A 24,908-nucleotide genomic window follows, 5' to 3' on the forward strand; every position below is an offset into this window, starting at 1 on the left:
ACGAACTTGAACCGCTTCGAGCCTGCGTCCACGGCGTCGAGACTGCGTCCACGGCTACGGTTTCGGCAATTCGCACGCCGTGAGCGCAGGTTCGATGCGGGAAAGCGAGGACGCGATTTGCCCAACCTCAAGTGAGTGAGTACTCTCTCACCATGCCCAACTCGGGACGTGCCCGGCTGTTGGCCGCGGCGTTGAAGCTCTTTGCCGCCAAGGGATACGCGGCGACGTCGGTGGCCGACATCCAGCGGGCATCCGGTCTGGCGCCCGGATCGGGTGCGCTGTACAAGCACTTCGCGTCCAAGCGCGAATTGTTAGAGGCCGCAGTCCAGTACCGCATCGATAGCATCGTGTCCGCGCGAGAGCAGTACGACGCCGAGGAACCAGGCGGCGTGAAACAAGCGGTGTGCACCGCGGGCCGATTGATCTGGGACAACCTGAAACAGAGCGAAGACCTGCTCAAGGTCATGCTTCGCGAACCCGACGAGCTCGGCGATCTCGACGAGAAGACGTGGCAGGTCATCACCGACAACGCCTATCAACGGTTCGCCGACGAATTGACCAAGTCGAATCGCTCCGGCCGCACACGCATCCCTGATCCCGAGGCCGTCGCGGCCGTTGCCATCGGGTCGCTGTCCTACGCCGCCACGCTGCAAGCACTGACCGGCCGCTCCCCCGGCAATATCGACGACGACCGCTACTTCGAGGCCTGGGTCAACCAGACCCTCAGCGTTCTGGCGCGGTACACCAATGACCCCAAAAATTCCGAACAACAATCTATTTCAGGAGTTTGAACCGTGACTTTCTCAATGCAACTGAGCGACGACGTCATCCAGGTCCGCGATTGGGTGCACGAGTTTGCAGCCGAAGTCATCCGCCCTGCCGCGGCCGAATGGGACGAACGCGAAGAGACCCCATGGCCGGTGATCCAGGAGGCCGCGAAGGTGGGCCTTTATTCACCCGATTTCTTCGCGCAGCAAGCCGCTGAGGAGACGGGGTTGGGCATGCTCGCCGCGTTCGAGGAGATGTTCTGGGGTGACGCGGGTATTGCGCTGTCCATCATGGGCACCGGCCTAGCCGCAGCGGCGTTGGCGGGCAACGGAACTCCCGAACAGCTCGGCCGCTGGCTGCCCGAAATGTTCGGCACCGCCGGCGAGCCCAAGCTGGGTGCGTTCTGCTCGTCGGAGCCCGACGCGGGCTCTGACGTCGGCGGCATCCGCACTCGTGCGCGCTACGACGAGGCGTCGCGCGAGTGGGTTCTCAACGGCACCAAGACGTGGGCGACCAACGGCGGTATCGCCAACGTGCACATCGTGGTGGCCTCCGTCTATCCCGAACTCGGCACCCGTGGCCAGGCCTCATTCGTCATCGGGCCAGATACCAAAGGGCTGGCTCAGGGGCAGAAATTCAAGAAGCACGGGATTCGCGCGTCACACACCGCCGAGGTGGTGCTCGACAACGTCCACCTGCCCGAGGACGCGATCCTCGGCGGCCGCGAGAAGTTCGAAACACGCATCGCCCGGGTCAAATCCGGTGCCTCCGCGGGCGGCCAGGCGGCGATGAAGACCTTCGAGCGCACCCGCCCCACCGTCGGCGCCATGGCCGTCGGCGTAGCCCGAGCCGCGTACGAGTACGCACTCGACTACGCCTGCCAGCGTGAGCAATTCGGTCGCAAGATCGGCGAGTTCCAAGCGGTGGCGTTCAAGCTGGCGGACATGAAGAGCCGGATCGACGCGGCACGGTTGCTGGTGTGGCGGGCCGGCTGGATGGCACGCAACAACCAGAACTTCGAGTCCGCCGAGGGCTCGATGGCCAAGCTGGTGGCAAGCGAGACCGCGGTCTACGTCACCGACGAAGCCATCCAGATTTTGGGCGGCAACGGCTATACCCGTGATTACCCAGTGGAGCGGATGCACCGCGACGCAAAGATCTTCACCATCTTCGAGGGAACCAGCGAGATCCAGCGCTTGGTGATTTCGCGAGCGGTGACGGGCCTGCCCATCCGCTAGCGGCCTGAGCTCCCCTCGGTCCGCCGAGCGTGGGCCCTATGGACTAGAAATCGTCGGAATTCGTCCATATCCCCCACCTTCGACGCGACCATGAGGGTGTAGGCCGGACAAGGTGTTGACAACTTTACGTTACGTAATGTAACGATATCGTCATGGCTGCGCCCGAACCCAGCCGCGGTCGTCCGCGTGATCCGCGCACCCAGCGCGACATCACGGGCGCGACGCGTCGGTTGCTGACCCGCGACGGCTACGACCAGGTGACCATCGACGCGATCGCCCGCGAGGCCGGAGTCAGCCGGCCCACCGTCTACCGGCGCTGGCCGTCCAAGGCGCACGTGGTGTTCGATGCGGCATTCGGTCAGCCGCCAGATGCCGCGCTGGTCAAGAACTCCGGCGACTTTAAGACCGATCTGCTGGTGTTCGTCCGCGGCGTGCTGCGGTTCTGGCGTGAGCCCGTGGTCGAGGCCGCCGCGCTCGGTATTCTCGCCGACCGCAACCGCGACCGAGAACTGCACATCCGCACCCAGCAGCTGCTCGACGAACGCACCCTCACCGAGTTCGGGGAACTGGTGAGCAGCGGGGTCGAGCAAGGTCTGCTGTGCGCGGACGTGGACGTCGACATGCTCTACCAGGTGCTCGTCGGCACCGCCTTCTACGCCGCCCAGGTACAGCAATATGACGATATAGATGCCCTCGCAGAACGACTGTGCGCCTTGGTCATTCGCGGAGCCGGAAAACGAAAGTGAGAAATAGATGACAAGCGATGTATCCGAAGCGTCAGAAGCCTTTCGAGGCCTGCTCGACGAGGTGCGTGCCATCGAACAGAAAATGCTCGCTGCCGACCCGCCATTGGACGAGCCCGACGTCCTCGACGGCTACCGCCTGGCCTTCAGCGTGCTTCGGGTCGCAGTCGACACCTACGTCTGGGGCGACAAGGACAACCCGATTCTGGTTGACGTGATCGGCCCATACCTGAAGTGGGGCGGCGACAACTCCGATGCGTTCTACCAAGTCGCCCCTATCGATCCGAATCGCACGTACCGAGTCAGCGGGAACCGCGGCGACGCCGTCTATATGTCGATGACGGTCTACGGCGGACCCGACGATGGCCGTTACAGCAACCGGATCGTCGGGACCATCAACGACCGAAACCTCGAGTTCGACGACGACGGCAACTTCGAGTTCATTCTCAGCCCGGATCCGCAGCCGGGAACGTGGCTGAAACTCGACCCTGACGCGGTCCACGCGCTGACCCGTGACTATCTGACCGAACCGGCTACCGGTCGCCGCACCCAATGGAAGATTGAAGCGATCGACCCGCCCGCCCGCAAGCAAGACAGTCCCGAGGACCTGGCCCGACGGTTCCGCGCGGCGCGCACTTGGCTGCGTGAGCAGATGTCGTTTCTGCCCACCCGCGTTCAACCGGCCAACCAGATCGCCGAGCCCTTCCCGGTGCCGCAGCACGCCTACGGCTGGTCGGCGGCCGATGCCGCCTATGCCATGGGCGCTTACGACCTGGAACCGAACCAGGCGCTGGTGATCGACGGCACGTCACCGGACTGCGTGTTCTGGAATCTGTGCCTGTGGAACCCGTTCCTGCACACCTACGACTACACCTACGAACGGGTCACCATCAACGGCGCGCACATCGACTATGAACCCGACGCCTCGTGGCGAATCGTGGTCAGCGACAAGGACCCTGGCCACCCCAACTGGGTGTCTACCGCGGGACGCGCCCGCGGACTGATCTGGCTGCGCTGGTTCCTACCCGAACAGACGCCGGAACGTCCTAGCTGCCAGGTCGTCGATGTCGCGAGCCTGACGCCGTGAGCGACCGTCCCGCTGACATCAGGCTGGCGGATCTGGCCAATCCCGTCTATCCGGCTGCGGCGCAACCGATCCGGGACGGTCTGGCCGCTTACGGCGCGACACTGAAGCTGCAGCCTGAGGAGATGATCGCCGCGGCCGAGCAGCGTACCGGCCTGAACGGTTGGGGTGATCCGGCGTTTCGGGAACGCCTCGACGTGCTGTGTGCGTCGCTGCGTGACGAGGCGGGCCTGTCCGACACCGGCGTGGCGATGGCCTACGAGCAGGTGGTGCAGAACCTGGTCAACCGGTTGCGGTTGGAAGCGCTGATTGCCGAGCATCCCGAGATCGAGGACATTCCTATCGAGCGGCCGATCGTCATCTGCGGGTTGCCGCGCACGGGCACCACGCATCTGCACAACATGCTGGCCGCCGACCCGTCGCTGCGCCACCTGCCGTACTGGGAGAGTCTGGAACCCTTTCCGCCACCCGACGAGGCACATGATGAGCAGCCGCGCCGCGACCGCTGCACGACGGCCCTGGAACTGACAAACACGTCGATGCCGGAATTCAGGCGCATGCACGACATGACGGTTGAGCACGCGCACGAAGAGATCCAGTTGTTCGCCAACGACATCTCCGGCATGCTGCTCGAAAGCGTCTATCACATACCGAGTTTCGCCGCCCACTACAAGGCGCACGACCAAACGCCCAGCTATGCCTATCTCAAGCGCATGATGCGCGCCATGCAATGGTTGCGCGGCGGTAGCCGGTGGGTGCTGAAGTCGCCGCAGCACCTCGAGCAGTTCCCGGCACTGCTCGCCACCTTCCCGGATGCGACTTTCGTCGTGACACACCGCGATCCGGTGGAGGTGGTGTTGTCGATGGCCACCATGATCTGCTATTCGTCGCGGATGGCCATGGCACGGCCGGACCCGGTGAAGACCGCGCGGTACTGGCTGGCCAGGGCCGAGGATTTCCTGAACGGTTGTCTGCGCGACCGAGATCTGTTGCCGCCCGGCCAGTCGATCGACGTGCAGTTCACCGACTTCATGGCCGACGAGGAGGCAACCATCGCACGGATCTACGAGTTGGCCGGCCAGCCGTTCGACCACTCCGTACGCCAAGCCATGGCCGAGTTCCGCGCCGAGCATCCGCGCGGCCGCTACGGCGGTGTGCTCTACAACGCCGAAGACCTAGGACTGGACCGCGAAGAGATAGCCACCCGCCTTGCCGCATACCGAAAGCGCTTCATCGACTCCGCCCGGTAATCTCGAATCTCGGCGATGAGTTGGCAATCTGTGACGGAGGGCATTGCAAATGCCGAATGACGGGTGGCGGGATCTCGTTGCCGGTCTCTCCGCCGCCGGCCGTGATCTGGATGAGTCGACCGCCGAACTCGACGCTACCGACCGCGCCGATGCCCACCTGGCGTTACTGCGCGCGTTGAACAATCTCCTCGGACGCTTTGAAATCGACCGGGAGAAACCCGAACTCGTGCCTTTCAACGGTTGGCGCGAGAAGTTCTTCATGGATAACCCCGACTACCGGTACTGGATCACCGACATCCGGGACGACGGCGAGTACCGCATCACCGGCAACGTCGGCGACTCCGTGTACCAATCGATCACGGTCTACGCCGGAACAAACATCGCGACGACGACGGCGGTCGCGCGCATCGACAGCGACGAGCTGACGCTCGACTCCGACGGCAACTTCACCGTTACGTTGTCCCGCAGTGCGATCGCGCACAACACGTGGTTGGAGTTGCCGCAAGGATCGACTTCGGTGTGGGTGCGCTATGTCCACAACGAAGCCAGCCCGGCTCATCCGGGGTGGTGTCGCATTCAGACGCCGCAGCCCAACTCAGCTGAGCCGCCGGTGGACGCAGGCCAGTTTGACCGCGACCTGTCCCGGCTCGGCGGTTTCTTGGGGCAGCTACCGAGACTGCTCGACTTGTCGGTCGCCGCTGACACCAAGGCACCGAACAGTGTGCGGCACTGGACGGCAATGGCCGGCGGGGCGGCGTTCACCGAGCCGGGAATTCACTACCTGCGCGGGGCCTGGCAACTGGCCGCGGACGAGGCACTCGTCGTCGAGGGACCGTTGGTGACGTGCCGGCACTGGAATATGGTGTTGTACAACAGGTTTCTGAACTCACTGGACTTTCGCCACCGGGTTGTCTCGCACACGGCGGCCACTGCCTCGATCACCGACGGGCGATTTCGCTTCGTGCTGGCCGGTCGAGATCCCCACACAGACGGTTACGACTGGCTCGACACCGAAGGGCGTCGTTTCGGGTTGTTCGTGATGCGGTTCCTACAGCCCGAGTCCGCGCCGGAGCTGCCGACTGTTCGCTGCGTCCGGCTCGACGATCTCGTTGCGGACATATGAGCTGGCAAGCGCCCGTCCGGACACCGGCGGCCGCGATCTACGCGGCCGCCGAGCAGGATCGCGCGGAGCGGCCCGAGCGATACCGCCTCGACGCCGATGCGGTGATCGAAAAGGCCGCCCGCCGCTGTGAAGACGCGTTGTTCGCCGACGGGTGGCAAGCCGGACTGGAATCGCTGCTGCATTCGGCCGAGCAGGACGGCCGCCTCAACGCGGTCGGTGTCCGGATGGTGTCACAGATGGCCACCGGAAGGCTGGTGGCGGGCGCCACGATTGCCAGGTGTCGCCGTGAGCATCCCGAAGTCGTTGCTACACAGCTTGACCCGCCCATTGTCATCGTAGGCGGCTGGCGGACCGGCACGACGTTTCTGTTCCGGCTGCTGGGCAGCGATCCACGCCTGCATGCGCCGCTGCCCGCGGAGCTCGTCGCGCCGTGGCTCTCCGTCGATTCGGCTCGGCCTATGGATCCCGAAACCACCTCAGCGGCAACCCAGTTGCTGCACACACTCAATCCCGACATGGCATTCGTGCATCCGTCCGGCCCCACCCTGCCCGAGGAATGCGTGCTGGGGATGGGCACCGACCTTCGCAATTGGGGGTTCACCTCGATGTTGCGGTTGCCGGCCTATTCGAATTGGCTGGCCGGCCAGGATTTCGGTGGTACTTATGGCCGGTACCGGGAAGTGCTGCAGCTGCTCGCATCCGGCGATCGCCGCCGTTTCGTGCTGAAGGCGCCGGCGCACACCGCGGAGCTGCGCCATCTCGCCGCCACCTTTCCCGGCGCCGTCGTCGTACAGATCCACCGCGACATCGTCGAGACGCTGACCTCGGGAGCCAGTCTGTTCGCCGTGTACCGATCCACCTACAGCGACGATGTCGATCCCGTCGATGTCGGCCGCCAACAGATCGATCAAAGCGAATTGTGGTTGCGCAGGGCCGCAGACTTCCGCGCCTCTACCGCCGCCGGCGAGCTGTCTTTCGTCGACCTCGAGTATCGACAGCTGCTCGCGAATCCTGCTGCCGCGCTGGCGGTTATCTATCAGGCCGCTGACATGGCGCCGCCGACGGAGCTCGGCCAGTTCGTGGCCGACTATCACTCGGCACACCCTGCCGAGCTCAATCGCCACCGGTACGCGCCTGCCGACTTCGGTATCGACGAAGACGAACTGCGTGAGCGGTTCGCCTTTCTCAGTCGACCAGCTCCCGAAGCGTCTCGATGAGCTTGACCCGCTCGGCCGGCGACTCCGCGATGGGTGCGACCGTCAGGGTGGTCACCCCGGCCTCGCGGAACGCCGCCACCCGTTCTTTGACGAAACCCGCAGGACCGATCAGGTTGACGTCTCGCACCAGTTCGTCGGGCACCGCCTTTGCAGCGCCGTCCTTATCGCCGCCCAGATAGAGTTCCTGGATCCGGTCGGCTTGCGCGCCGTAGCCGTATCGGGTGGCCAGGGTGTGGTAGAAGTTCTTGCCCTTGGCGCCCATACCGCCGATGTAGAGCGCCAGGTGTGGTTTGACGAATTCGCGTAATGGCTCGACGTTTTCGCCGATGGCCAGCACCGGACCGGCGTAGACCTCGAGCTTGCCCAAGGCAGGATCGCGCTTGGCCTGGCCGGCGTCTAACGCGCCGCCCCATACCTCGCGAGCCTTTTCCGGCAGATAGAAGATCGGTTGCCAGCCCTCGGCGATCTCGGCGGCCAGCTCGACGTTCTTGGGGCCGAGTGCGGCAACCAGGATCGGAATACGTTCCCGGACTGGCTGATTGATGAGCTTCAGGGGTTTGCCGAGCCCGGTCCCCTGCTCGGCTGGCAGCGGAATGGTGTAGTGCTTGCCTTGGTGTTGCAGGGTTTCGCGACGCCACACCTGACGGCAGATCTCGATGACTTCGCGGGTGCGGGCGATCGGTGCGTCGTAGGGCACGCCGTGGAAGCCCTCGATGACCTGTGGACCCGAGGCGCCCAGGCCGAGGATGAAGCGGCCATCGGAGACGTAGTCGAGACCCGCGGCGGTCATTGCGGTCAGGGTAGGCGTGCGGGTGTAGAGCTGCAGAATGCCGGAAGCCAGCTGAACCCGCTCGGTGCTGGCCGCGAGGTAGCCGAGCGCACTTACCGCATCGAACGAATACGCCTCGGGGACAAAGACAATATCCAGGCCGGCGCGTTCCAGGTCGGCCACTTCGGCGGCCACCTCCTTGAAGCCGCCCGCGTAGTTGATCGCCAATCCGATGCGCATGATCAGTCCCGCTGCGCGCCGGCCAATTCGGCGGCCTCCTGTTGGATGCGGTCGAATTGCGCGCCCATCGCCTCCGACAGCACCGTCGCGCCCGACAGTGGTCGCACCATAACCATGAAGTCGTCGATCAAACCCTCGTCATTGAAGTGCAGGAAGTCGCAGCCCGTGATCTTCTTTCCCGCCACTACGGTTTCGAACACGAACGCGTGATCGCGGCCGTTGGCGTCATGGATTTCCCGGACGTAGCGGAAGTCCTCGAAGACCCGCAGCACTCCGCGCAGGAACGCTGCGGTGATCGGCTTGCCAACGTACGGCTTGAACGCGATCGGGCTGGTGAAGACGACGTCGTCGGCGAGCATTGCCTGGATGGCCGCCTCGTCGCCCTGTTCGACTGCCTTGCGGAAGGGATGCTGAGAACTCACGAGACACCTCGCCTTAGTCAACTTGTTCAGTAGGTGTGGTCGACGGTAGAGGCTGCGCCATCGTATGTCCATAGGCGATTAATCACTTTGTTGAATAATCGTGCTGTTGTATGATCGAGCGATGTCGCTCCGCGATGCCGTGTTGGCTGCGCTCCTCGAGGGCGAGTATTCCGGCTATGACCTGGCCAAAGATTTCGACGCCTCAGTGGCCAACTTCTGGATGGCCACACCGCAGCAGCTGTATCGCGAGCTAGAACGACTAGCCGAGCAAGGTCTCATCGAGGCGCGGGTGGTCCAGCAAGAGCGCCGACCTAACAAGCGGATGTACTCATTGACGAAGTCCGGCCGCGAGGCTATCCAGAAGTTCACTGCGGCAACGCCGAAGCCCTGCGTTATCCGCGATGAGCTGCTGGTCAAAGTGCAGGCTTCCGATGCCGGTGACACGCCGGCGGTCCGCGAATTCATTCTGGAGCGATTGCAGTGGGCCACAGGGAAACTCGAACGCTACGAACGACTGCGAACACGGATCCTTGACGGCCGCACCGAGCAGGATTATCTTGCTCACGCCGAACGAGTGGGCCCCTACCTGACCTTGCTGCGCGGAATCTCGTTTGAACAAGAGAACATTCGTTGGGCCGAACACGCGCTGAAAGTCATCGAACGCCGTCTGCCGGCGAGGACTTGATTGCACCAGCCCCACCCGTCACTCCTACCCGCCGGCGGCGAGGATGTGTCCTCGTCCAGCTCATAGCGACATTCCGTTGGTGTGCAACGGTCGTCGCTGGCAGGCGGACAAAAAGCCACTTCCGTTCACACTGTGACTGGTGGGGACGTGCAGTGAACGTCAAGCCGGCCGGGGCGCTCGCATTGCCGCTGCCGGGACGAGTCATGATGACCAGATGAACGCCGACATCCGTGTTCTCGACGGCGAGGACGACCTGATCGCCGCGGCTAACCTCTTCCGCACCGCCATGGTCGGTTTTCCGCCGTTGTCGAACCTGCCGCCCGGCCAGATCAGCAAGTTGCTTGAGCCCGGCCGCACCATCGGAGCATTCGTCGACGGGCAGTTCGTCGGCACCGCCGATGCCGTAACGAGCGGCATAACCCTTCCCGGCGGAACGATCGTCAGCCATGCCGCCGTGACACACATCGGCGTCCTCCCGTCGTTCACCCGAAAAGGAATCGCCACCGACCTGATACGCCATCAACTGCGCGACATGGCCGCGCGGGGTGAGGTACTCGCGACGCTGCGGGCGTCGGAGGCGACGATCTACGAACGGTACGGCTACGGAGTGGCGAATTCATGCCAAAGCGTTGAGGTTCAGACGGCTCGCGCCGCGTTGCGTCCAGGCGTGGGGTCCGGCGGGCCGGTGCGGCTGCTCGACCCGGCCGACGCGTGGGACCTGCTGCCGCGGATCTACGCCGACAATCGGCCGTCCCGGCCGGGGACCGTCGATCGCACACCGATATGGTGGGAGGGTCTGCGGCTGCGCGCCGAATCAGCCTCACGGCCTTCGTATATCGCGGTGCACGGTAAGCCGGGCTTCGAGTCGGGTTTCGTCCGTTACCGGCCCATCGACACCGAGCAGTGGTTCATCAGTGACCAGCGCACCATCGTGGTCGAAGATTTCTTTGCGCCGACCGCAGACGCCTATCTCGGGCTGTTGCGTTTCCTGTTGGGGCTGGATCTTGTTGACCGCGTGGTGTTCTGGTCGCTGCCCGTCGACGATCCGCTGCCCTTACTGCTAGTCGATCGGCGGGCGGTGAAGGTGGCTGCGGTGTACGACGAAACGTGGCTGCGCGTCGTCGATGTCGCGAAGGCGCTGGCCGCCCGCCGATATGCCGGCACCGGATCGGTCACTGTCGAAGTGAATGATCCACTCTTACCGAACAATTCGGCCAGCTTCGCCATCGCGGGCGACGGCGCCCAACCGACAAACCGGCCCGCGCAGTTACGTGTCGGAGTGGAGGGCCTCGGCACCGTTCTGCTTGGCGGTACGACCTGGCGCAGTCTCGCGGTCGCCGGGTTGGTCCAGTTTGACGATCCGGCGGCACTTGCCGAGGCCGATCAGCTGTTCGCCGTACCCGACGCACCGTACGCCGGCTTCTTCTTCTAGCCGTACCCGTGATTGTCGTCATCGGTGCGGGGATATGCGGGCTCGCCGCCGGCTACGAGCTGTCGCGGCGCGGAGAGCACGTGGTTGTTTTCGAGCGCGGTGAGCCGTTTGCCGAGCAGTCCGCTGGACTGGCACGAATCTTCCGCATCGCACATCGGCGTCCGGCGCTGTGCGCGCTCGCGTTGCGGGCCCGCGAAGGCTGGCAGCGCTGGGAAGCAGAGTTCGGCGCGGGACGATTGCTTGGCTCCGAAGGCTTTGTCGCCGCCGGCCCCACCGACGACATCGCAGCGGCCATGACGGACTCCGGCGCCGCGTTCTCGTGGCTTGACCGGCGCGCGATCACGGCGCGGATCCCGTTCACCGCTGCGCCCTGGGAGACCGCCGTTTTCGACCCGCTCGGCGGCAGCCTGCGCATCCGACGCGCACTGACTGCCCTCGCGCAGCGAGTGACCGTCCGACGCGAAGAGGTCGTCTCGGTGTCCGACGACGGCTTGGTGGCCCTTGCCAACGGCACCACAGTGCAAGCCGATCACGTGCTGATCTGTGCGGGAGTCCAGACGCCGGCACTCTTCGGTCCGCTGGACGTCGAGTTCTTTCCGCATACTCGTTTCACCTACACCGGCGCCAATGCCGCAGGCGCAGCATGCCTTTCCGCGCCCGAAGGCTACGGATTGCCGCTCGGCAGCACAGGCCGCTGGGCCTTCGGCCAGGACACGCCCGACCCCGCGACTGTGCGCGCGCTGTTCCCGTCGCTGGTGGCCGTCGACCAGGTGGACTGTGTCACGGTGCGCGCGCCATGGCTGGACTCCGGTGGCGACGGGTGGACGGTTTCGCGCCGCGGCCGCGTCGTCGCGTTCGTCGGGAGCAATCTCATGAAGTTCGGGCCGCTGCTCGGTGAACTGCTGGCCCAGGCCATGCTGAGCGACGAACTGCCCGACGATCTGATCGTGAGCTGAGGCGATTCAGCTTAGCGGCGAAAACTTGCGCGCAGCGACTCGAAACCTTGAAGGGTGTTGTTCAACAACCGAACCGGCTTCCCAACACTGATGTGGTCGACTTCCTGAATCATCGCGCGCATTAACGCGTGCATTTCCATCTTTGACAGGTACATGCCGACACACGCGTGTGCGCCGAAACCCCATCCGAGGTTGGCCCCCTTGCGGTGCAACGAGAAGACCTCGGGCTGTTCGAACTGGGTTTCATCCATGTTCGCCGACGCGTAGAGCAACGCAACACGCTGGCCACGACGCAGCACCGTGCCGTCGACCTCGGTGTCGCGCTTGATCATTCGCGTGAAACCACGCACCGGCGAGCCGAGGCGGACGGCTTCGGCCGCGGCAGCCGGCACCAGATCGGGATTGCGCCGCAGTTCGTTCCATACGTCGGGTTCGGTGCCCAGGCTCCACAACAGCTGGGCGGATGCCAGGATTGTGGTGTCCAGGCTCGGGCCGATGAAGTCGATCACCATCGCCTTGGCTTCCGCCGAATTCAATGTGCCGTCATGGCCAGCTGCCAGAATCGATTCCGCCCAGCCGCCGCACTTGACGTTCTCGGTGCGGATAGTTCGCGCGTAACGCCTCAGGCTCAATCCAGTCCGCATTGCCTTGAGGGTTCGCCTGTTGATCGGACCCAGGACGTCGAATCCGCCGCGGCCGTATTTCAGCAGTTGGTTGTGGTCGATGTCGACACCGACGAGATCGGCGACTACCCGGATCGGGAGATGCGCGGCGAAATCGGCGACACCGTCGAACTCGTCGCGATGGCGCAGCCCGTCGATAAGCGACCCTGCTTCCACTTGCAGGATCGGGTCAACCGCCGAGAGCGCCTTGGCCGAAAGCGATTGCAGCAGTAGGCGACGCCGTTTGACGTGGGCGTCGCCGTCGCTGGCGAGCGTGGTCCCCGCGGTGAGGATATTGGTGATCGGATTGGCAGCGACTCCGTCGCCGCTGCAATAGGTCTTGTCGTCGCCAAGCGCTTGGCGGACATCCCGGTAGCGGCCCATGACCCAGAGCTGATGCTTCGGCAGCCAGACCGCGGCTCCTGCCTCGCGGATCCGGCGGTAGGTCTCCACCGGCTTGAGCAGCGTCTCCCTCCCGTAGAGGTCTACCGGCAGCGTGGGAATTCCGGCCGCAGGTCCGCGATCAAACACGCTCATGATTGAACACCCACCGCCGGATGGCTGACTTGATTTCGCGAAACGGGGGGCAGGCGAACCCGCGGTGCGGGAGGATTCTTGTCGCGGCGCCGCCGAGTGGTGCATAAAAGCGCCAATTTGTCACTGTGCGGAGGAACAGCGATGGGTCACTACCGAGCAAATCTCCGGGACCTGGAGTTCAACCTGTTCGAGGTTCTCGGTCTCGACGCCGTGCTTGATTCGGGTGTTTACGGCGATCTGGACACCGCGACGGTGCGTGACATTCTCCGCGAGGTGGCGCGGCTGTCCGAGGGGCCGATCGCCGACTCGTTCGTCGCAGCCGATCGCAACCCGCCGCGTTTCCTCCCGGACGAGCACACGATCGCGGTGCCGGATGCGGTGCGGCCGGCCGTGGCCGCGTTCAAGGATTCCGGATGGTGGCGGGTCGGGATGTCCGAGGCGATCGGCGGGATGCCGGCACCGGCCCCGCTGACGTGGGCGGTCAACGAGATGATGATCTGCGCCAACCCGGCCATTCAGTGGTACAGCACACCGCTGATGTCGCAAGTGCTCGCGTTGGTCGGCACCGAAGAGCAGCAGCAGTGGGCGCGGATCGGGTTGGAGCGAGGCTGGACGGGGACGATGGCGTTGACCGAGCCCGACGCGGGTTCCGACGTCGGCGCCGGGCGCACCAAGGCGATCGCCCAACCGGACGGCACCTGGCACATCGAGGGAGTGAAGCGGTTCATCTCCGGAGGCGACGTCGGTGACACCGCGGAGAACCTGTTCCACCTGGTGCTGGCCCGTCCGGATGGTGCCGGACCAGGCACGAAGGGCCTGAGCCTGTTCTACGTGCCGAAGTACCTGTTCGATCCGGACACGCTGGACCTACGCGAACGCAACGGGGTGTTCGCGACGGCGCTGGAAGACAAGATGGGCATCAAAGCCTCCCCGACCTGCGAATTGACCTTTGGCGCAACCGGCATTCCCGCCGTCGGGTACCTGGTCGGCGACGTGCACAACGGCATCGCCCAGATGTTCACGGCCATCCAGTACGCGCGGATGATGGTCGGTGTCAAGTCCATCGGGACGCTGTCGATCGCCTACTTGCATGCGCTCGACTATGCGCAGCAGCGTGTGCAGGGCCCCGACTTGAGCCGCTTCATGGACAAGACCGCGCCCCGGGTGCCGATCACCCGCCACCCAGACGTGCGGCGAAGCCTCATGTTGCAGAAGGCGTACGCCGAAGGGCTGCGCGCTCTGTATATGTACGCCGCCTCCTATCAATACGACTCGGGTGTTGCGCTGGTGGCGGGTGTGGACGCCGACCTGGCGGGGCGTGTGCACGATCTGCTGCTGCCCATCGTCAAGGGTGTCGGCTCCGAAAAGTCCTATCAGTGGATCAACGAAAGCCTGCAAACCCTCGGCGGATCCGGGTTTTTGAAGGACTACCCCATCGAGCAGTACATCCGGGATACTAGAATCGACTCGCTCTACGAAGGCACGACCGCGATCCAATCGCTGGACTTTGTGTTCCGCAAGGTCGCGCGCGACCGGGGCATCGCATTCGGCCACGTCGCCGGGCAGATCACCGCGTTCATCGACAACATCACCGGCGACCGGTTCAAGGCCGAGCGGGCACAACTGACTACCGCCCTGTCGGACGTGCAAGCGATGACCGGCACGCTCACCACGTATCTGCTTGCCGCAGAACACAATCCGACTGAGCTATACAAGGTCGGTCTGGTGTCGGTGGCTTTTCTGCACTCTGTCGGTGACCTGTTGATTGGATGGCGACTGCTGGTACAGGCCGAGATCGCCGCTGCCGCAATCGATGCCGGTTCCGATGATGGGTTCTACCGAGGCAAGATTGCGGCCGCCTCGTTTTTCGCGAAGACGATCCTGCCGTCGACCTCGACGACCCGCGCCGTTGTCGAGAACGTCGACGTCGAGCTGATGGACCTGGCCGACGACGCCTTCTGACATCGCGTACCGCATCATCCCCCGGCCGGCGGCTGTGCCACCACCGTCGGCTTGAAGCCGTACTTCGGCGCGGCGAACGGGACTGGCGATCCACGTCCGCCGCCCAGCAACGGCAATCCATTGAACGCGTTGGTCGGGGGTTCTGCGGCGCCGAGCCCGTTGAGCGTCACGGCGGACGGGGTTGGCGTCGGGGCCGCACCCGCCCAGGAGGCCGGAACCGACAATCCTCCGACCGACACCGCCCTACCCACTCCTGCCGCAGCATTGCCCATGACATTCGGAAACGCATTCGGCAACGCAGCAATAGCCTTGCCCGCATCGGAGGCGGCCTTGGCCGCCTGCGGCATCATTGCCGCGCTGAGGCCTTGGATGTCTTTGAACGAGGTCGTGAAAAGCCGCACGGGCGAAATCAATCTGATGAACGCGTCAAAGGGCGTGCTGGCATCCAATGTTGACGACCCCGTCAGGCCCTCCAGAATGTCGCCGGCAACTCCGCCCACGACGATCCCGCTGCCGTCGGAGGTGAGCGTGAGACCGAGCCCATTCAGCGCACCAGTGATATTGGTAGCCCACGGTGGGGTGTTCGTGAAGCCGGCGAGACCCCGTAGCGCGCTGGGAATAGCCATGCCGTCCGCGTTGATGCCGGTGCTTGTTGCGACCGCTTGAGCGACGGCAGTGGCCTGGCCGGCCAGACCGGTCGGGTTTGTGGCCTGTGCCGTTGGGCTGAACGGCGTCAACGTCGACGCCGCAGCCGATGTCCCGGCGTATCCGTACATTGCGGCGGCATCCTGAGCCCACATTTCGGCGTATTGGGCCTCGGTCGCCGCAATCGCCGCGGTGTTCTGACCAAGGAAGTTTGTGGCCAGCAACGCCATCAACAAGGCGCGGTTGGCCGCAACCTCCAGCGGCGGCACCGTCTGCGCGAACGCCGCCTCGAAGGCACCCGCCGCCGCCACAGCCTGGCCCGCAACCTCGTCGGCCTGCCCGGCGGTGCCGCTCAGCCACGCCAACTGCGGAGCGGCCGCTGCGGCCATTGCCCCCGCGGATGGACCCTGCCACGGTCCGTCGGTCAAGCCACTGATCACCGAAACGTAGGAGGACGCTGTGGTGTGCAGCTCACTGGCCAGCGCCTCCCAGGCCGCCGCGGCGGCCAGCATCGGCCCGGAGCCGGGGCCGGAGTACATCAACGCGGAGTTGATCTCCGGCGGTAACAGCCCGAAATCGACCACTGTTGACTCGCTAACACACCGCGGTGGCGTTGGCGGCCTCAGTGGCCGCATACGAACCGGCGCTGATGGTCAGCGTCGTAGCCAACTGCGCACGGATGGTTGCGGCCTGAGCGCTGATTTCTTGGTAAAGCCTCGCATGCGAAGCGAACTGCGCAGCGGTCAGAATCGAAACCACGTCGGCAGCGGCCGGAACTACCCCAGTAGTCGCGGCTGCCGCGGCGGCGTTTTCGGCCCAGACCGAGGCGTTTAACGCCTCCATTTCCGCAGCTGCAGCCGCAAGGATCTGCGGCTCTGCGATCACCATTGACATGTTGCTCCTCAAAAACTTTTTGAATCAACAGGTTTCAGTAACTGCACCGTCACCGAACCAACTGCGAGGGTAGGCCAACGACGTCCCGACATGACAAGCTCACGCGCGCTTGTTCATTGCGTTGTCGATAACTGTTCACGTTGCCAGCCCATTTGAGCTATGCATGAAAGATGTTGCAAACCAATATGTTTGACACGAAATATGAACAGCATAGGGATTTGCCACCGGCTGTAGACGGCGTACATTCCCGCTGCGGCCGCCCAGAGGACGGCTGGATCCACCGGCTATTCTGCACTGCCGCAGCGCTTTTAATGTCCCATTGCGCCGACCCACCGCCGAGACCCGATCGACGAGAAGAGCGCTAAGCGAATTCATCTCATATATGGCACACATATGTTTTTGCGCGCTGTACCCGCGGTGCCGTGGCGGGCGGTGTTTACGCGGCGGTACGCGTCCCGAACCAAGTGCTGAGCGCGTCGGCGAGCCCATGATGGGAATGGTCCCCCGCCCAGGCAACGTATCCGTCGGGCCGGATCAACACGGCGGTGGGAGCGCTGACCACGCCAAGTACCGGAAGATCCCAGTCGCCGTCGTATTTCGCGTCGACCAAACGAACACGATCGCTCCATGCAGAGATGTCCAAGCCGCCGGGATCGTCGAGGTTGAGCAGCAGTGGGCGGGCGTCGTGCAACAGCGTGAATACCCGTACCGGGCCATCGGGGGTGACCAGGCCGAGATCCGGCATGCGACGGCCCAGCAACGGGTGCCCTTCACCAAGGTCGTAGTGGATGTCCAAGCCGGACATGATCGCGGCGAAGCGCTTGTGCGGCTCTTCCATGCTCAAGAGTTCGGAAACGACTTCGCGCATCGCCTTCGTGCGATCGTCGGTGCGAAGAAGCGCCATGTGCGCCATCGCGTTGCGCAGCACGCGCGCAGCGACCGGGTGCCGCTCGGCATGATAGGTATCCAGCAGGCTTTCGGGTGAGGTCTGATTGACCACCTGCGCCAGCTTCCATCCCAGGTTCGCCGCGTCCTGCACACCGGTGTTGAGACCCTGTCCACCCACCGGGTGATGCACATGTGCGGCATCGCCGGCCAGCAGGATCCTGCCGTTGCGATAGGCCGCGGCCTGCCTCGCCGCATCGGTGAACCTGGAAATCCAAGCGGGACTGTGGATCCCGTAATCGGTTCCATACACGACTGTGAGCGCCTCGCTCAGCTCAGCCAAGGTGGGCTCGCTGTTGGGTCGCAATTCCTGCTCGGTCACCATGACCCGCACGGCGCTTCGCTCCTCCACCACGCTCAGCGCATGGACGCCGAGGGCGTCGTGGCGGATGCCCCATTCCGGCGGATCGTCCGTATTGAAGTCCATCTCCACCTCGGCGAGCAGATAGCTCGTCGTCGGATCCCAACCGACGAATTCGATGCCGGCTGCTTTGCGGGCCAGGCTGCGTCCGCCATCGCAGCCGACCAGAAACTCCGCGCGCAGCAACTGGCCACCCGCCAGCTCGACGTCCACACCGCTGCCATCCTGGGCGATACCGGTTACCTCACGTCCGCGATAGATCGGCACTGCCAGTTCGTCGACCCAGTCGGCCAGTATGCGCTCGATGTGGTTTTGCCATAGCGCGAGTCCGTAGGGGTGCCGGGTGGGAAAGTCGCTGATGTCCAGGCGGATTTGAGCAAATCCGGCTACCTGCGCCACCTGGCCCTGAGACAGGAACCGATCGGCGATTCCGCGCTGGTCGAGCATCTCGATGGTGCGCGAATGCAGGCCGCCCGCACGCGAGCCGATCAGGTCCTGGCCGGCCCGGCGCTCGACGATGGCTACGTCGACGTCTGCCAGCGCCAACTCCCCCGCCAGCATCAGTCCTGTCGGTCCCGCTCCGACGACAACCACCGCGTGGCCCGATTTCGGCTCGGCTGCGCTGCGCGACTTATCCGATGTCGGAATGCCACCCACTAGACAACCCCCGTTTCGTGAATTATGGCTTCGGCCAGCAATTTTGCGGCATACCCCCGGTCTTGCCGCAAGCCCCGGGGTGAGCTATAAGTTGAAAGTGAGAGTTCTTCTCCGTTCCCTCGGCCCCAGCCGCCGCCGCAACGCGTTAAATGCAGAATGGGAGAGATGGCCGCAGTACGCAGTGGCCGGGGAGGCTGGGAGCCGGAATGGCTGATATCACCATGTTGATCCTCGCTGATCATGAATGGTTCCGGGAACAGTTCGCCAGGCTGGATTATCTGCAGTCGCAGACACCCGTCGACCGCGCAGCCCTCGAGCGGGTATGGCGTCCTCTCGCCGACAAGCTCGACGTACACGCATATATCGAAGAAAGTATTTTCTACCCGCAACTGCTGAAGCGGGGCGCCGACGACCCCGAAGGCGAGACGCTCGACGCCATCGGCGATCACAACGACATTCGCGACGGAGTACGGGCCGCCAACGCAAGCGGCATTGGCACCAAGGAGTGGTGGGCGGCAGTGGGCCGCACCCGGCTGGCGAACGACGAGCACATGGGTGAGGAAGAACGAGAAGGCCTGTCAGACTTCCGTCGCCATGCCCCGATCGGACTACGCGAAGCGCTCGGGCGGCAATACAGCGAATTTATGGCTCAGCATCCCACCACCGAAGGGCTGCCGATCGCCGACCGCGACCCCGAAGGCTACGTGGAAAATGTTGAGAGCACCCAACGCTCCGAACGCACCGACTTTTCGCTTCGGATCGGCAGCCTCAAGGGCAAATGACGTGACGTCGTGGGATGCGCCGGGGCGGTACATCGCCAGTTCCGCCCGTCACTTCAGTCGCCGGCGCGGGGCCCATTCCGCGAGTTCAGGGTTCTGAGGACTTCAGGGCCGCCGACCTCGCGTGGTTAACTGCGACCGTGGCCAGACAACCAGAGTTGGCACGACGCTTCTTCGATCGATTTGAGCCAGTGCATGCGGTGACGTACTTCGCGCCTGAGGCGCGAGCCGCATTGGACGCGTTGGGCTACCCCGGGTTCTGGATGGGCTACTTCGCCGCGAGGTCCGCCCCGTTGGGCATGGTGCCGACCGAAGTGGTCACCGCGATCTTCTATAACTTCGCGCCAGAACGGGTCGCCAGGGCGCTGCCCGCCGCGTGGCGGATCGCGGGTCCGGAAGCAGCATTGCGTGCCCGCCAGGATTCTGCCGTGGCGGCACTGCGCCGCTACGGTCTGAAAGTAGACGAAAGTACTTGTGTCGCAGCGGAATTGGCGGAAAAGGCAGCCCGGGGGGCGCCGCTGGACGGAAGACCACTGTTCGCCGCTAATCTGGCGCTGCCCTGGCCGGATGATCCGCTGGCCGCGCTGTGGCACGCCACGACGCTGTTGCGCGAACAGCGCGGCGACGCGCACGTTGCGGTACTGACCGCTGCGGGTGTGTCCGGCCGTGAATCCAACGTGTTGCATGTGGCGGCCGGCCGTGTTACGCGTGAATTCATCGCCCGCAGCCGCGATTACGACGAGACGGCGTGGCGCCACTACGAACAACGGCTGATCGAGCGAGGTCTGCTCAATGACGACGGCTCTTTGACGGTGGCCGGCCGGGAGTTGAAGGACGGCATCGAATCGAGCACCGACTTGCTTGCGTTATCGGCCCTGGACGCGCTCAACGACGATGAAGTGGAAACCCTGTTCCGGGCGCTCACCCCGATCACCCGGGCAGTGGTCGCCGGCGGCGATATTCCCGGTGTCACCCCGATGGGTGTGCGCCATGACGAATTGCACGACGACAGCGCACATTTGGGCGGTCCTTCAGCTTGAACCACACGACTGCGATGATGGACCCATGACAGTTCAGTGGGATTTGGCGGATGCGGTCGAGAGTGACCCGGTTGTCGGCTCGGTAGCCACCTTCGACAGCCTGGCAGTCGCCGGTTCGGTCGCGACCGCAAAGAGCGTCGCCGTTGCCGGGTCGGCGTCGACTGCGGGCAGCGTGGCGGTGGCGGGCTCGGTTGCGACAGCGGGCAGCGTTGCGGTCGCCGGTTCGGCGGCCATCGCCGGTAGCGCCTTGGTGATTTCCAGCGCCTTGACCGCGGTGTGTGTGGGCGTACGGGAATGCGTCGCATGCCTGGCGTGTATTGCCTGTACCCGCTGCGCGGCCTGCCTCGGCTGTGTGCGCTGCACCGATTGCGTGGGATGTATCGGCTGTGTGAATTGCTCGGGACTACGAAACGCCAAGGGCGCCAGAAACGTTCACGTGCAACCTGCCGCGTGAGTAGCCACTACCAGGTCATTAGCGCCAGGCGAATACCGGTTGCTCAAGCTCGTCGACCCTGTCGCGGCGGCCTTCGAGGCACAGCCACCGCAACTGCAGCAGAACAGCACCCGTCGGCGCGTAAATCAAGTCGTTTCCCAGCGGGATCTGCACGACCGGCCGCGGGCTTTCGGGGATGGCGATGAATCGGGGCGAATCGGGGCGCTGCAGTTGATGCAGGCCCACCCGATACACCGCCAGCACCTCGTCGGGCGCGGGCCTGGGATCGAGTCGTCCGCCGCCCCAGATCACCACCGGGGTGATGACATAACCCGACCGTGTCGGGTAGTCGTCGAGCAATCCGAGCACGGTCGTGTCGGACAGACGGATGCCGACCTCCTCGTCCAACTCCCGCAGTGCGGCGTCTACGACGGTTTCGCCGGGGTCCACGCGCCCGCCGGGCAGCGCCCATTGCGCGGCGTGTGAGGTGAGGCGAGATGCTCTCCGGCACAGAAAGAACGCTGCGCCGCCGGAGACGTCGACCATGCGACCGTCCAGGCCGGCCTCCGGCATCGGCCGCCCGTCGATCCATTCGTCTACCGGCGCCGGGTCCACCCTGTCCTCGCCGACCTCGGAGTCGACCAGCACCACCGCTACGGCCGCATGCCGCTTCGTCGAGTCGGTTACGGCGCGGCGCTCATGACGCGCCAAATGCACACCGATCCGCTCACGCAGCGCATCGTCATAGGTGATGGTCACCGCTCGACCATATGCATGCGCCGCTCATGCCGGTCCGGCGGATGCTGCGGCGTCCCAGTTAGGGCCGTATCCGATCGAAACCTCGAGCGGCATATCGAGCGGATAGGCGCTGTCCATGTGTTCACCGACGTATTCCGCCAATGTGGCGCACTCACCGTCGGCGACCTCGAACACCAGCCCGTCGGCCAACGGCAACAACATGCGTGATTTTAGGCCGGCATCCTTGATCGCCTGGTTGACGTCGATCATCGCGGCCTTGACGATGTCCGTCGCGCCGCCCTTGATCGACGTGACCCGCTTCTCGATCTGGCGATAGCGCGCCGTCATCAGACCGGCATAGCCATCCCCCGCCACGAACGCCTCGCGGATCTGCCGCCCGGCAGCGATCTCGTGCAGGTTCGGGTTGGACGACGAGAGCTCGCCGCTGGTCTGGTGAAAGGTGGCATGAATACGGCCGTCGGAGCCGATCGAATTCAGCAGTTCGCTGGCCTGGCCCTGAATGCGCGTCAGCATCGCGCGATCCACCGCGACGCCCGCGGTCTCCATCTCGGCCAGCACCCGCTGAACGGGCAGCTCGCGTCGGCTCAGCAAAGACGAGGAGTCGATACGCGCCAACTCCTCGTCCAGCGCGTCGGCGAGGTCGAGCACCGCGCAGGCCCTCAGGATCAACGCCGACACGGCTGGCTGTTGACCTTTCGGCGATGACAATTGCTGTGGCTCAACAGCTTCCGCAGGAAGCGCACACCGCATGTGGTGCACCAACAAGTCGTTGAGGGCCAGACTTCGATGCTGGGGACGCAACAAGTAAGCCGCCAACGCGGTATCCGAGGTGACACCGCGCAACGTCCAGCCGCAGCCGGCTAAAGCGTGCATCGCCAGTTTCGCCTCGTGCACCGCCTTGGGCGGGCCGGGGTCGGCAAGCCAGGATGCCAAGGCCGCCTCGTCGTCTGGCTTCAACGCGGCGACGTCGATGTAGCGGCCATCCCCGTCGGCCGCCACGATCGCCAGTGCGACGGTTTTGGAGCCGTAGCCGAGGTCAGTGCCGACGACGGCCAGGCCGAAGCGATTCCCCAGGCTATGTTCGGCCAGCCAGGCGGCGAGCTCCCCGGCTTGCAGCGCCCGCCCGCGTACGTCGAGTCCATTCGACACGTTCGCCATCCCTTATTCGTGTCTTGTTTCGTGCGGTAGTGATGATCTGCCAACCATTGTGGCGATCCGCCTGACCCACTGATATGCCCGGCCGATCGCTCTCGCTACGGTCAGTGGATACGTCACGGAGGTTTCTATGGCTGAGCAGATTCCCTTGGTCGACTATCTGGTGCTCGACGACGGTCAACCACACTTGGTCGCGCAGGAATGTACCGGGTGCGGCGCGCGGTTTTTCGACCGGCGCAACGCGTGTGCCGGCTGTTTTGCGACCGATTTCAAGACCGTGCCGGTTGCCACCGAGGGCACGGTGCGGACCTTTACCATCGTCACCTTCGCCGCACCGGGGATTCCCGTCCCGTTCGTGGCTTCGGTGGTCGACTGCGAGGGCACGCAGGTCCGCGCCAACCTGGTCAACGTCGACCCCGATCCCGAGCATGTGCGCGACGGGATGAAGGTGCGACTGGCCACCTTTCCGATCGGCACCGACTCGGCGGGCACGGAGGCCATCGGTTTCGGCTTCGAGCCCATCCCCTGACTTAGCACCGATTTGACGAAGGAGCAGCGACGATGAGCGCCAGCGACGAAATTTGGATCCTCGGCATCCGGATGACCAAGTTCGGCAAGCACCCCGATTTGGACACCGTTGACTTGGCCGCCGAGGCAGCCGCCGGCGCTTTAGCTGACGCCGGCGTGACCATGGCCGACGTCGGTGTGCTGGCGGCGGGCAACCTGATGGCCGCCAATGCCGGGATCGGTCAACAGCTGCAGAAGCAGATCGGCCAGACCGGCATCCCGGTGTACAACGTGGCCAACGCCTGCGCGACTGGGGCCACCGCACTGCGGACCGCGATCATGGCCGTCAAGGCCGGCGAGGTCGACTATGGCTTGGCCGTCGGCGTGGAGAAGCTCTCCGGTGCCGGCCTGCTGGGCGCGGGCGGGCAGAAAAAGGGCGACACCGACGTCTGGGCACCGAAGGGCCGATACGGCGCTGTCGCGCCGGTCGACGGGCGGATCGGCACCGAGGCCATGCCCGGCGTCTTCGCCCAGATCGGCACCGAATACGGCCACAAGTACGGCGGCACCAGCTTCGAGCTGTTCGCCAAGATCAGCGAGAAGAACCACGCCCACTCGACGTTGAATCCGCTGGCTGCCTACCAGAAGAGGTTCACCCTCGAGCAGATCATGAACGACGTCATGATCGCCTACCCGAACACCCGGGCGATGTGCTCGGCCAACTGTGACGGTGCCGCGGCCGCGGTCGTGTGCAACGGCGAGACGCTGAAGTCCCTCTCGCTTGAGCAGCGTCGGCGCGCGGTGAAGGTGGCGGCGTCGGTGCTGACCACCGATCCCTACGAGGCGGGATGCCAGGTACTGCCGAACGTCAACACGCTGACCCGCAACGCGGCGGCGACCGCGTATGAGCAGGCCGGCGTCGCACCGAGCGATCTGGACCTGGTCGAGCTGCACGACTGCTTCGCCACCGCCGAGCTGGTGCACTACGACAACCTGATGCTGTGCGACGAAGGCGGCGCAGCCGACTTCTTCAACTCCGGCGCCACCTGGCGCGACGGCTCGACGCCGGTGAATGTGTCGGGCGGGCTGCAGTCCAAGGGCCACCCCATTGCGGCCACCGGTATCGCCAACATCTGGGAAATCTGCCACCATCTCCGCGGAGAAGCCGGCGATCGTCAGATCGACAACGCCAAAGTCGGCCTGGCTCACGTCATCGGCCTGGGCTCCGCGTGCGGCGTGCACATTCTGGAAAAATCCGCCGCCTAGTAGCGCGAGTACCCTCCACCGCGAGCAGACGCAGAATCGCACAATTAGCGCCCGGATCGTGCGATTCCGCGTCTGCTCGGCCAAGGGTCAGGTGCCGCCCGCCCGCAAGAATTTCGCAAGCCATCGGGTGCAAGCTTGACGTTGCTGGGCGGCAACGAAGAGGACCCATCATGAGGCGAGGAATCGCGGGCTTAGCGACGACTTTGTTCGTGTCTGTCGGTGTGGCTCTGGCCGGTTTGGGCGCAGGTGCCGCCAATGCGACCGGACGGCCGTATTGCCCAAGCGATCCCCCGAACTGGGCTCCCGGCGGACCCCCGAATACGAGTTTCGTGCATTGGGACTGGAACGTCTGCCACAACTATCACTACGGTCCGACCGG

General features: G+C 64.5%; 23 protein-coding genes and 1 pseudogene. 16 read left to right on the forward strand and 8 right to left on the reverse strand.

Annotated features, from left to right (window positions below):
- The first annotated feature begins 152 nt into the window (after positions 1-152).
- The 7 genes from AC5Y21_RS16725 to AC5Y21_RS16755 all read left to right on the forward strand — a co-directional run bounded on the left by AC5Y21_RS16725 (position 153) and on the right by AC5Y21_RS16755 (position 7,423).
- Positions 153-791, forward strand: a complete 639-nt coding sequence (locus AC5Y21_RS16725; protein WP_499913839.1) for a TetR/AcrR family transcriptional regulator — start codon at positions 153-155, stop codon at positions 789-791.
- Between the two features lie 3 nt (positions 792-794).
- Positions 795-2,006 (forward strand): acyl-CoA dehydrogenase family protein, encoded by a 1,212-nt coding sequence (locus AC5Y21_RS16730; RefSeq protein WP_499913841.1) that lies wholly within the window; start codon positions 795-797, stop codon positions 2,004-2,006.
- Positions 2,007-2,158: 152 nt separating this feature from the next.
- Positions 2,159-2,752, forward strand: a complete 594-nt coding sequence (locus tag AC5Y21_RS16735; protein WP_499913843.1) for a TetR/AcrR family transcriptional regulator — start codon at positions 2,159-2,161, stop codon at positions 2,750-2,752.
- Positions 2,753-2,759: 7 nt separating this feature from the next.
- The gene (locus AC5Y21_RS16740) at positions 2,760-3,836 is read left to right on the forward strand and encodes a DUF1214 domain-containing protein (protein WP_499913845.1); all 1,077 of its coding nucleotides are present in this window, start codon (positions 2,760-2,762) and stop codon (positions 3,834-3,836) included.
- Positions 3,833-5,083 carry a sulfotransferase family protein gene (locus AC5Y21_RS16745; RefSeq protein ID WP_499913847.1) on the forward strand — a complete coding sequence of 417 codons (1,251 nt, stop codon included), beginning with the start codon at positions 3,833-3,835 and terminating at the stop codon, positions 5,081-5,083. The genes AC5Y21_RS16740 and AC5Y21_RS16745 overlap by 4 nt, the downstream gene beginning before the upstream one ends.
- A gap of 49 nt (positions 5,084-5,132) precedes the next feature.
- Positions 5,133-6,206 carry a DUF1214 domain-containing protein gene (locus AC5Y21_RS16750; RefSeq protein ID WP_499913849.1) on the forward strand — a complete coding sequence of 358 codons (1,074 nt, stop codon included), beginning with the start codon at positions 5,133-5,135 and terminating at the stop codon, positions 6,204-6,206.
- A complete protein-coding gene (locus tag AC5Y21_RS16755; protein ID WP_499913851.1) occupies positions 6,203-7,423 on the forward strand; it encodes a sulfotransferase family protein in 1,221 nt (406 codons plus the stop codon). The genes AC5Y21_RS16750 and AC5Y21_RS16755 overlap by 4 nt, the downstream gene beginning before the upstream one ends.
- Here AC5Y21_RS16755 and AC5Y21_RS16760 read toward each other — a convergent pair.
- Both AC5Y21_RS16760 and AC5Y21_RS16765 read right to left on the reverse strand, forming a co-directional pair.
- Complete coding sequence (locus AC5Y21_RS16760) at positions 7,392-8,432, reverse strand: LLM class F420-dependent oxidoreductase (protein WP_499913853.1); 1,041 nt, start codon at positions 8,430-8,432, stop codon at positions 7,392-7,394. The two genes, AC5Y21_RS16755 and AC5Y21_RS16760, sit on opposite strands and share 32 nt — an antisense overlap.
- A 2-nt stretch (positions 8,433-8,434) precedes the next feature.
- Entirely contained in the window at positions 8,435-8,791 is a 357-nt protein-coding gene (locus AC5Y21_RS16765) for a nuclear transport factor 2-like protein (protein ID WP_499913947.1), read from the reverse strand.
- Between the two features lie 184 nt (positions 8,792-8,975).
- Here AC5Y21_RS16765 and AC5Y21_RS16770 point away from each other — a divergent pair, with 184 nt between their 5' ends.
- From AC5Y21_RS16770 to AC5Y21_RS16780, 3 genes are all read left to right on the forward strand, one after another.
- Positions 8,976-9,539: a PadR family transcriptional regulator gene (locus AC5Y21_RS16770; RefSeq protein WP_499913855.1), complete on the forward strand. Its 564-nt coding sequence runs from the start codon at positions 8,976-8,978 to the stop codon at positions 9,537-9,539.
- Positions 9,540-9,753: 214 nt separating this feature from the next.
- A complete protein-coding gene (locus tag AC5Y21_RS16775; protein WP_499913856.1) occupies positions 9,754-10,971 on the forward strand; it encodes a GNAT family N-acetyltransferase in 1,218 nt (405 codons plus the stop codon).
- An 8-nt stretch (positions 10,972-10,979) separates the two neighbouring features.
- Complete coding sequence (locus AC5Y21_RS16780; protein WP_499913857.1) at positions 10,980-11,927, forward strand: NAD(P)/FAD-dependent oxidoreductase; 948 nt, start codon at positions 10,980-10,982, stop codon at positions 11,925-11,927.
- 11 nt (positions 11,928-11,938) lie between these two features.
- Here the strand turns inward: AC5Y21_RS16780 and AC5Y21_RS16785 are convergent, their stop codons facing one another.
- Positions 11,939-13,126: a cytochrome P450 gene (locus AC5Y21_RS16785; RefSeq protein ID WP_499913858.1), complete on the reverse strand. Its 1,188-nt coding sequence runs from the start codon at positions 13,124-13,126 to the stop codon at positions 11,939-11,941.
- Between the two features lie 141 nt (positions 13,127-13,267).
- On the opposite strand from AC5Y21_RS16785, the gene AC5Y21_RS16790 reads away from it, so the two are divergent.
- Positions 13,268-15,088: an acyl-CoA dehydrogenase gene (locus tag AC5Y21_RS16790; RefSeq protein ID WP_499913859.1), complete on the forward strand. Its 1,821-nt coding sequence runs from the start codon at positions 13,268-13,270 to the stop codon at positions 15,086-15,088.
- Positions 15,089-15,102: 14 nt separating this feature from the next.
- Here the strand turns inward: AC5Y21_RS16790 and AC5Y21_RS16795 are convergent, their stop codons facing one another.
- From AC5Y21_RS16795 to AC5Y21_RS16805, 3 genes are all read right to left on the reverse strand, one after another.
- Positions 15,103-16,317, reverse strand: a complete 1,215-nt coding sequence (locus AC5Y21_RS16795) for a PPE family protein (protein ID WP_499913860.1) — start codon at positions 16,315-16,317, stop codon at positions 15,103-15,105.
- A 10-nt stretch (positions 16,318-16,327) separates the two neighbouring features.
- Entirely contained in the window at positions 16,328-16,627 is a 300-nt protein-coding gene (locus tag AC5Y21_RS16800; protein ID WP_499913861.1) for a PE family protein, read from the reverse strand.
- A 436-nt stretch (positions 16,628-17,063) separates the two neighbouring features.
- On the reverse strand, positions 17,064-18,581 hold the full coding sequence (locus AC5Y21_RS16805) for an FAD-dependent monooxygenase (protein WP_499913948.1): 1,518 nt from the start codon (positions 18,579-18,581) through the stop codon (positions 17,064-17,066).
- A gap of 215 nt (positions 18,582-18,796) precedes the next feature.
- Between AC5Y21_RS16805 and AC5Y21_RS16810 the strand changes: the two genes are divergently transcribed.
- From AC5Y21_RS16810 to AC5Y21_RS16820, 3 genes are all read left to right on the forward strand, one after another.
- Positions 18,797-19,372, forward strand: coding sequence for a hemerythrin domain-containing protein (locus tag AC5Y21_RS16810; RefSeq protein ID WP_499913863.1), 576 nt, complete (start codon positions 18,797-18,799; stop codon positions 19,370-19,372).
- Between the two features lie 137 nt (positions 19,373-19,509).
- Positions 19,510-20,409, forward strand: coding sequence for an SCO6745 family protein (locus AC5Y21_RS16815; protein ID WP_499913864.1), 900 nt, complete (start codon positions 19,510-19,512; stop codon positions 20,407-20,409).
- 25 nt (positions 20,410-20,434) lie between these two features.
- Positions 20,435-20,863 carry a hypothetical protein gene (locus AC5Y21_RS16820; RefSeq protein WP_499913865.1) on the forward strand — a complete coding sequence of 143 codons (429 nt, stop codon included), beginning with the start codon at positions 20,435-20,437 and terminating at the stop codon, positions 20,861-20,863.
- An 18-nt stretch (positions 20,864-20,881) separates the two neighbouring features.
- On the opposite strand, the gene AC5Y21_RS16825 is transcribed toward AC5Y21_RS16820, so the two are convergent.
- Both AC5Y21_RS16825 and AC5Y21_RS16830 read right to left on the reverse strand, forming a co-directional pair.
- Positions 20,882-21,601, reverse strand: a complete 720-nt coding sequence (locus tag AC5Y21_RS16825) for an NUDIX hydrolase (protein ID WP_499913866.1) — start codon at positions 21,599-21,601, stop codon at positions 20,882-20,884.
- Between the two features lie 24 nt (positions 21,602-21,625).
- Positions 21,626-22,750: pseudogene (locus tag AC5Y21_RS16830) on the reverse strand (DNA polymerase); the annotation flags it as partial.
- Positions 22,751-22,886: 136 nt separating this feature from the next.
- Between AC5Y21_RS16830 and AC5Y21_RS16835 the strand changes: the two are divergent.
- Both AC5Y21_RS16835 and AC5Y21_RS16840 read left to right on the forward strand, forming a co-directional pair.
- Positions 22,887-23,285 carry a Zn-ribbon domain-containing OB-fold protein gene (locus AC5Y21_RS16835; RefSeq protein ID WP_499913868.1) on the forward strand — a complete coding sequence of 133 codons (399 nt, stop codon included), beginning with the start codon at positions 22,887-22,889 and terminating at the stop codon, positions 23,283-23,285.
- A 32-nt stretch (positions 23,286-23,317) separates the two neighbouring features.
- Positions 23,318-24,529 (forward strand): thiolase family protein, encoded by a 1,212-nt coding sequence (locus AC5Y21_RS16840; RefSeq protein ID WP_499913870.1) that lies wholly within the window; start codon positions 23,318-23,320, stop codon positions 24,527-24,529.
- Positions 24,530-24,908 lie beyond the last annotated feature (379 nt).

It is taken from the genome of Mycobacterium sp. NGS41, from assembly GCF_059812725.1.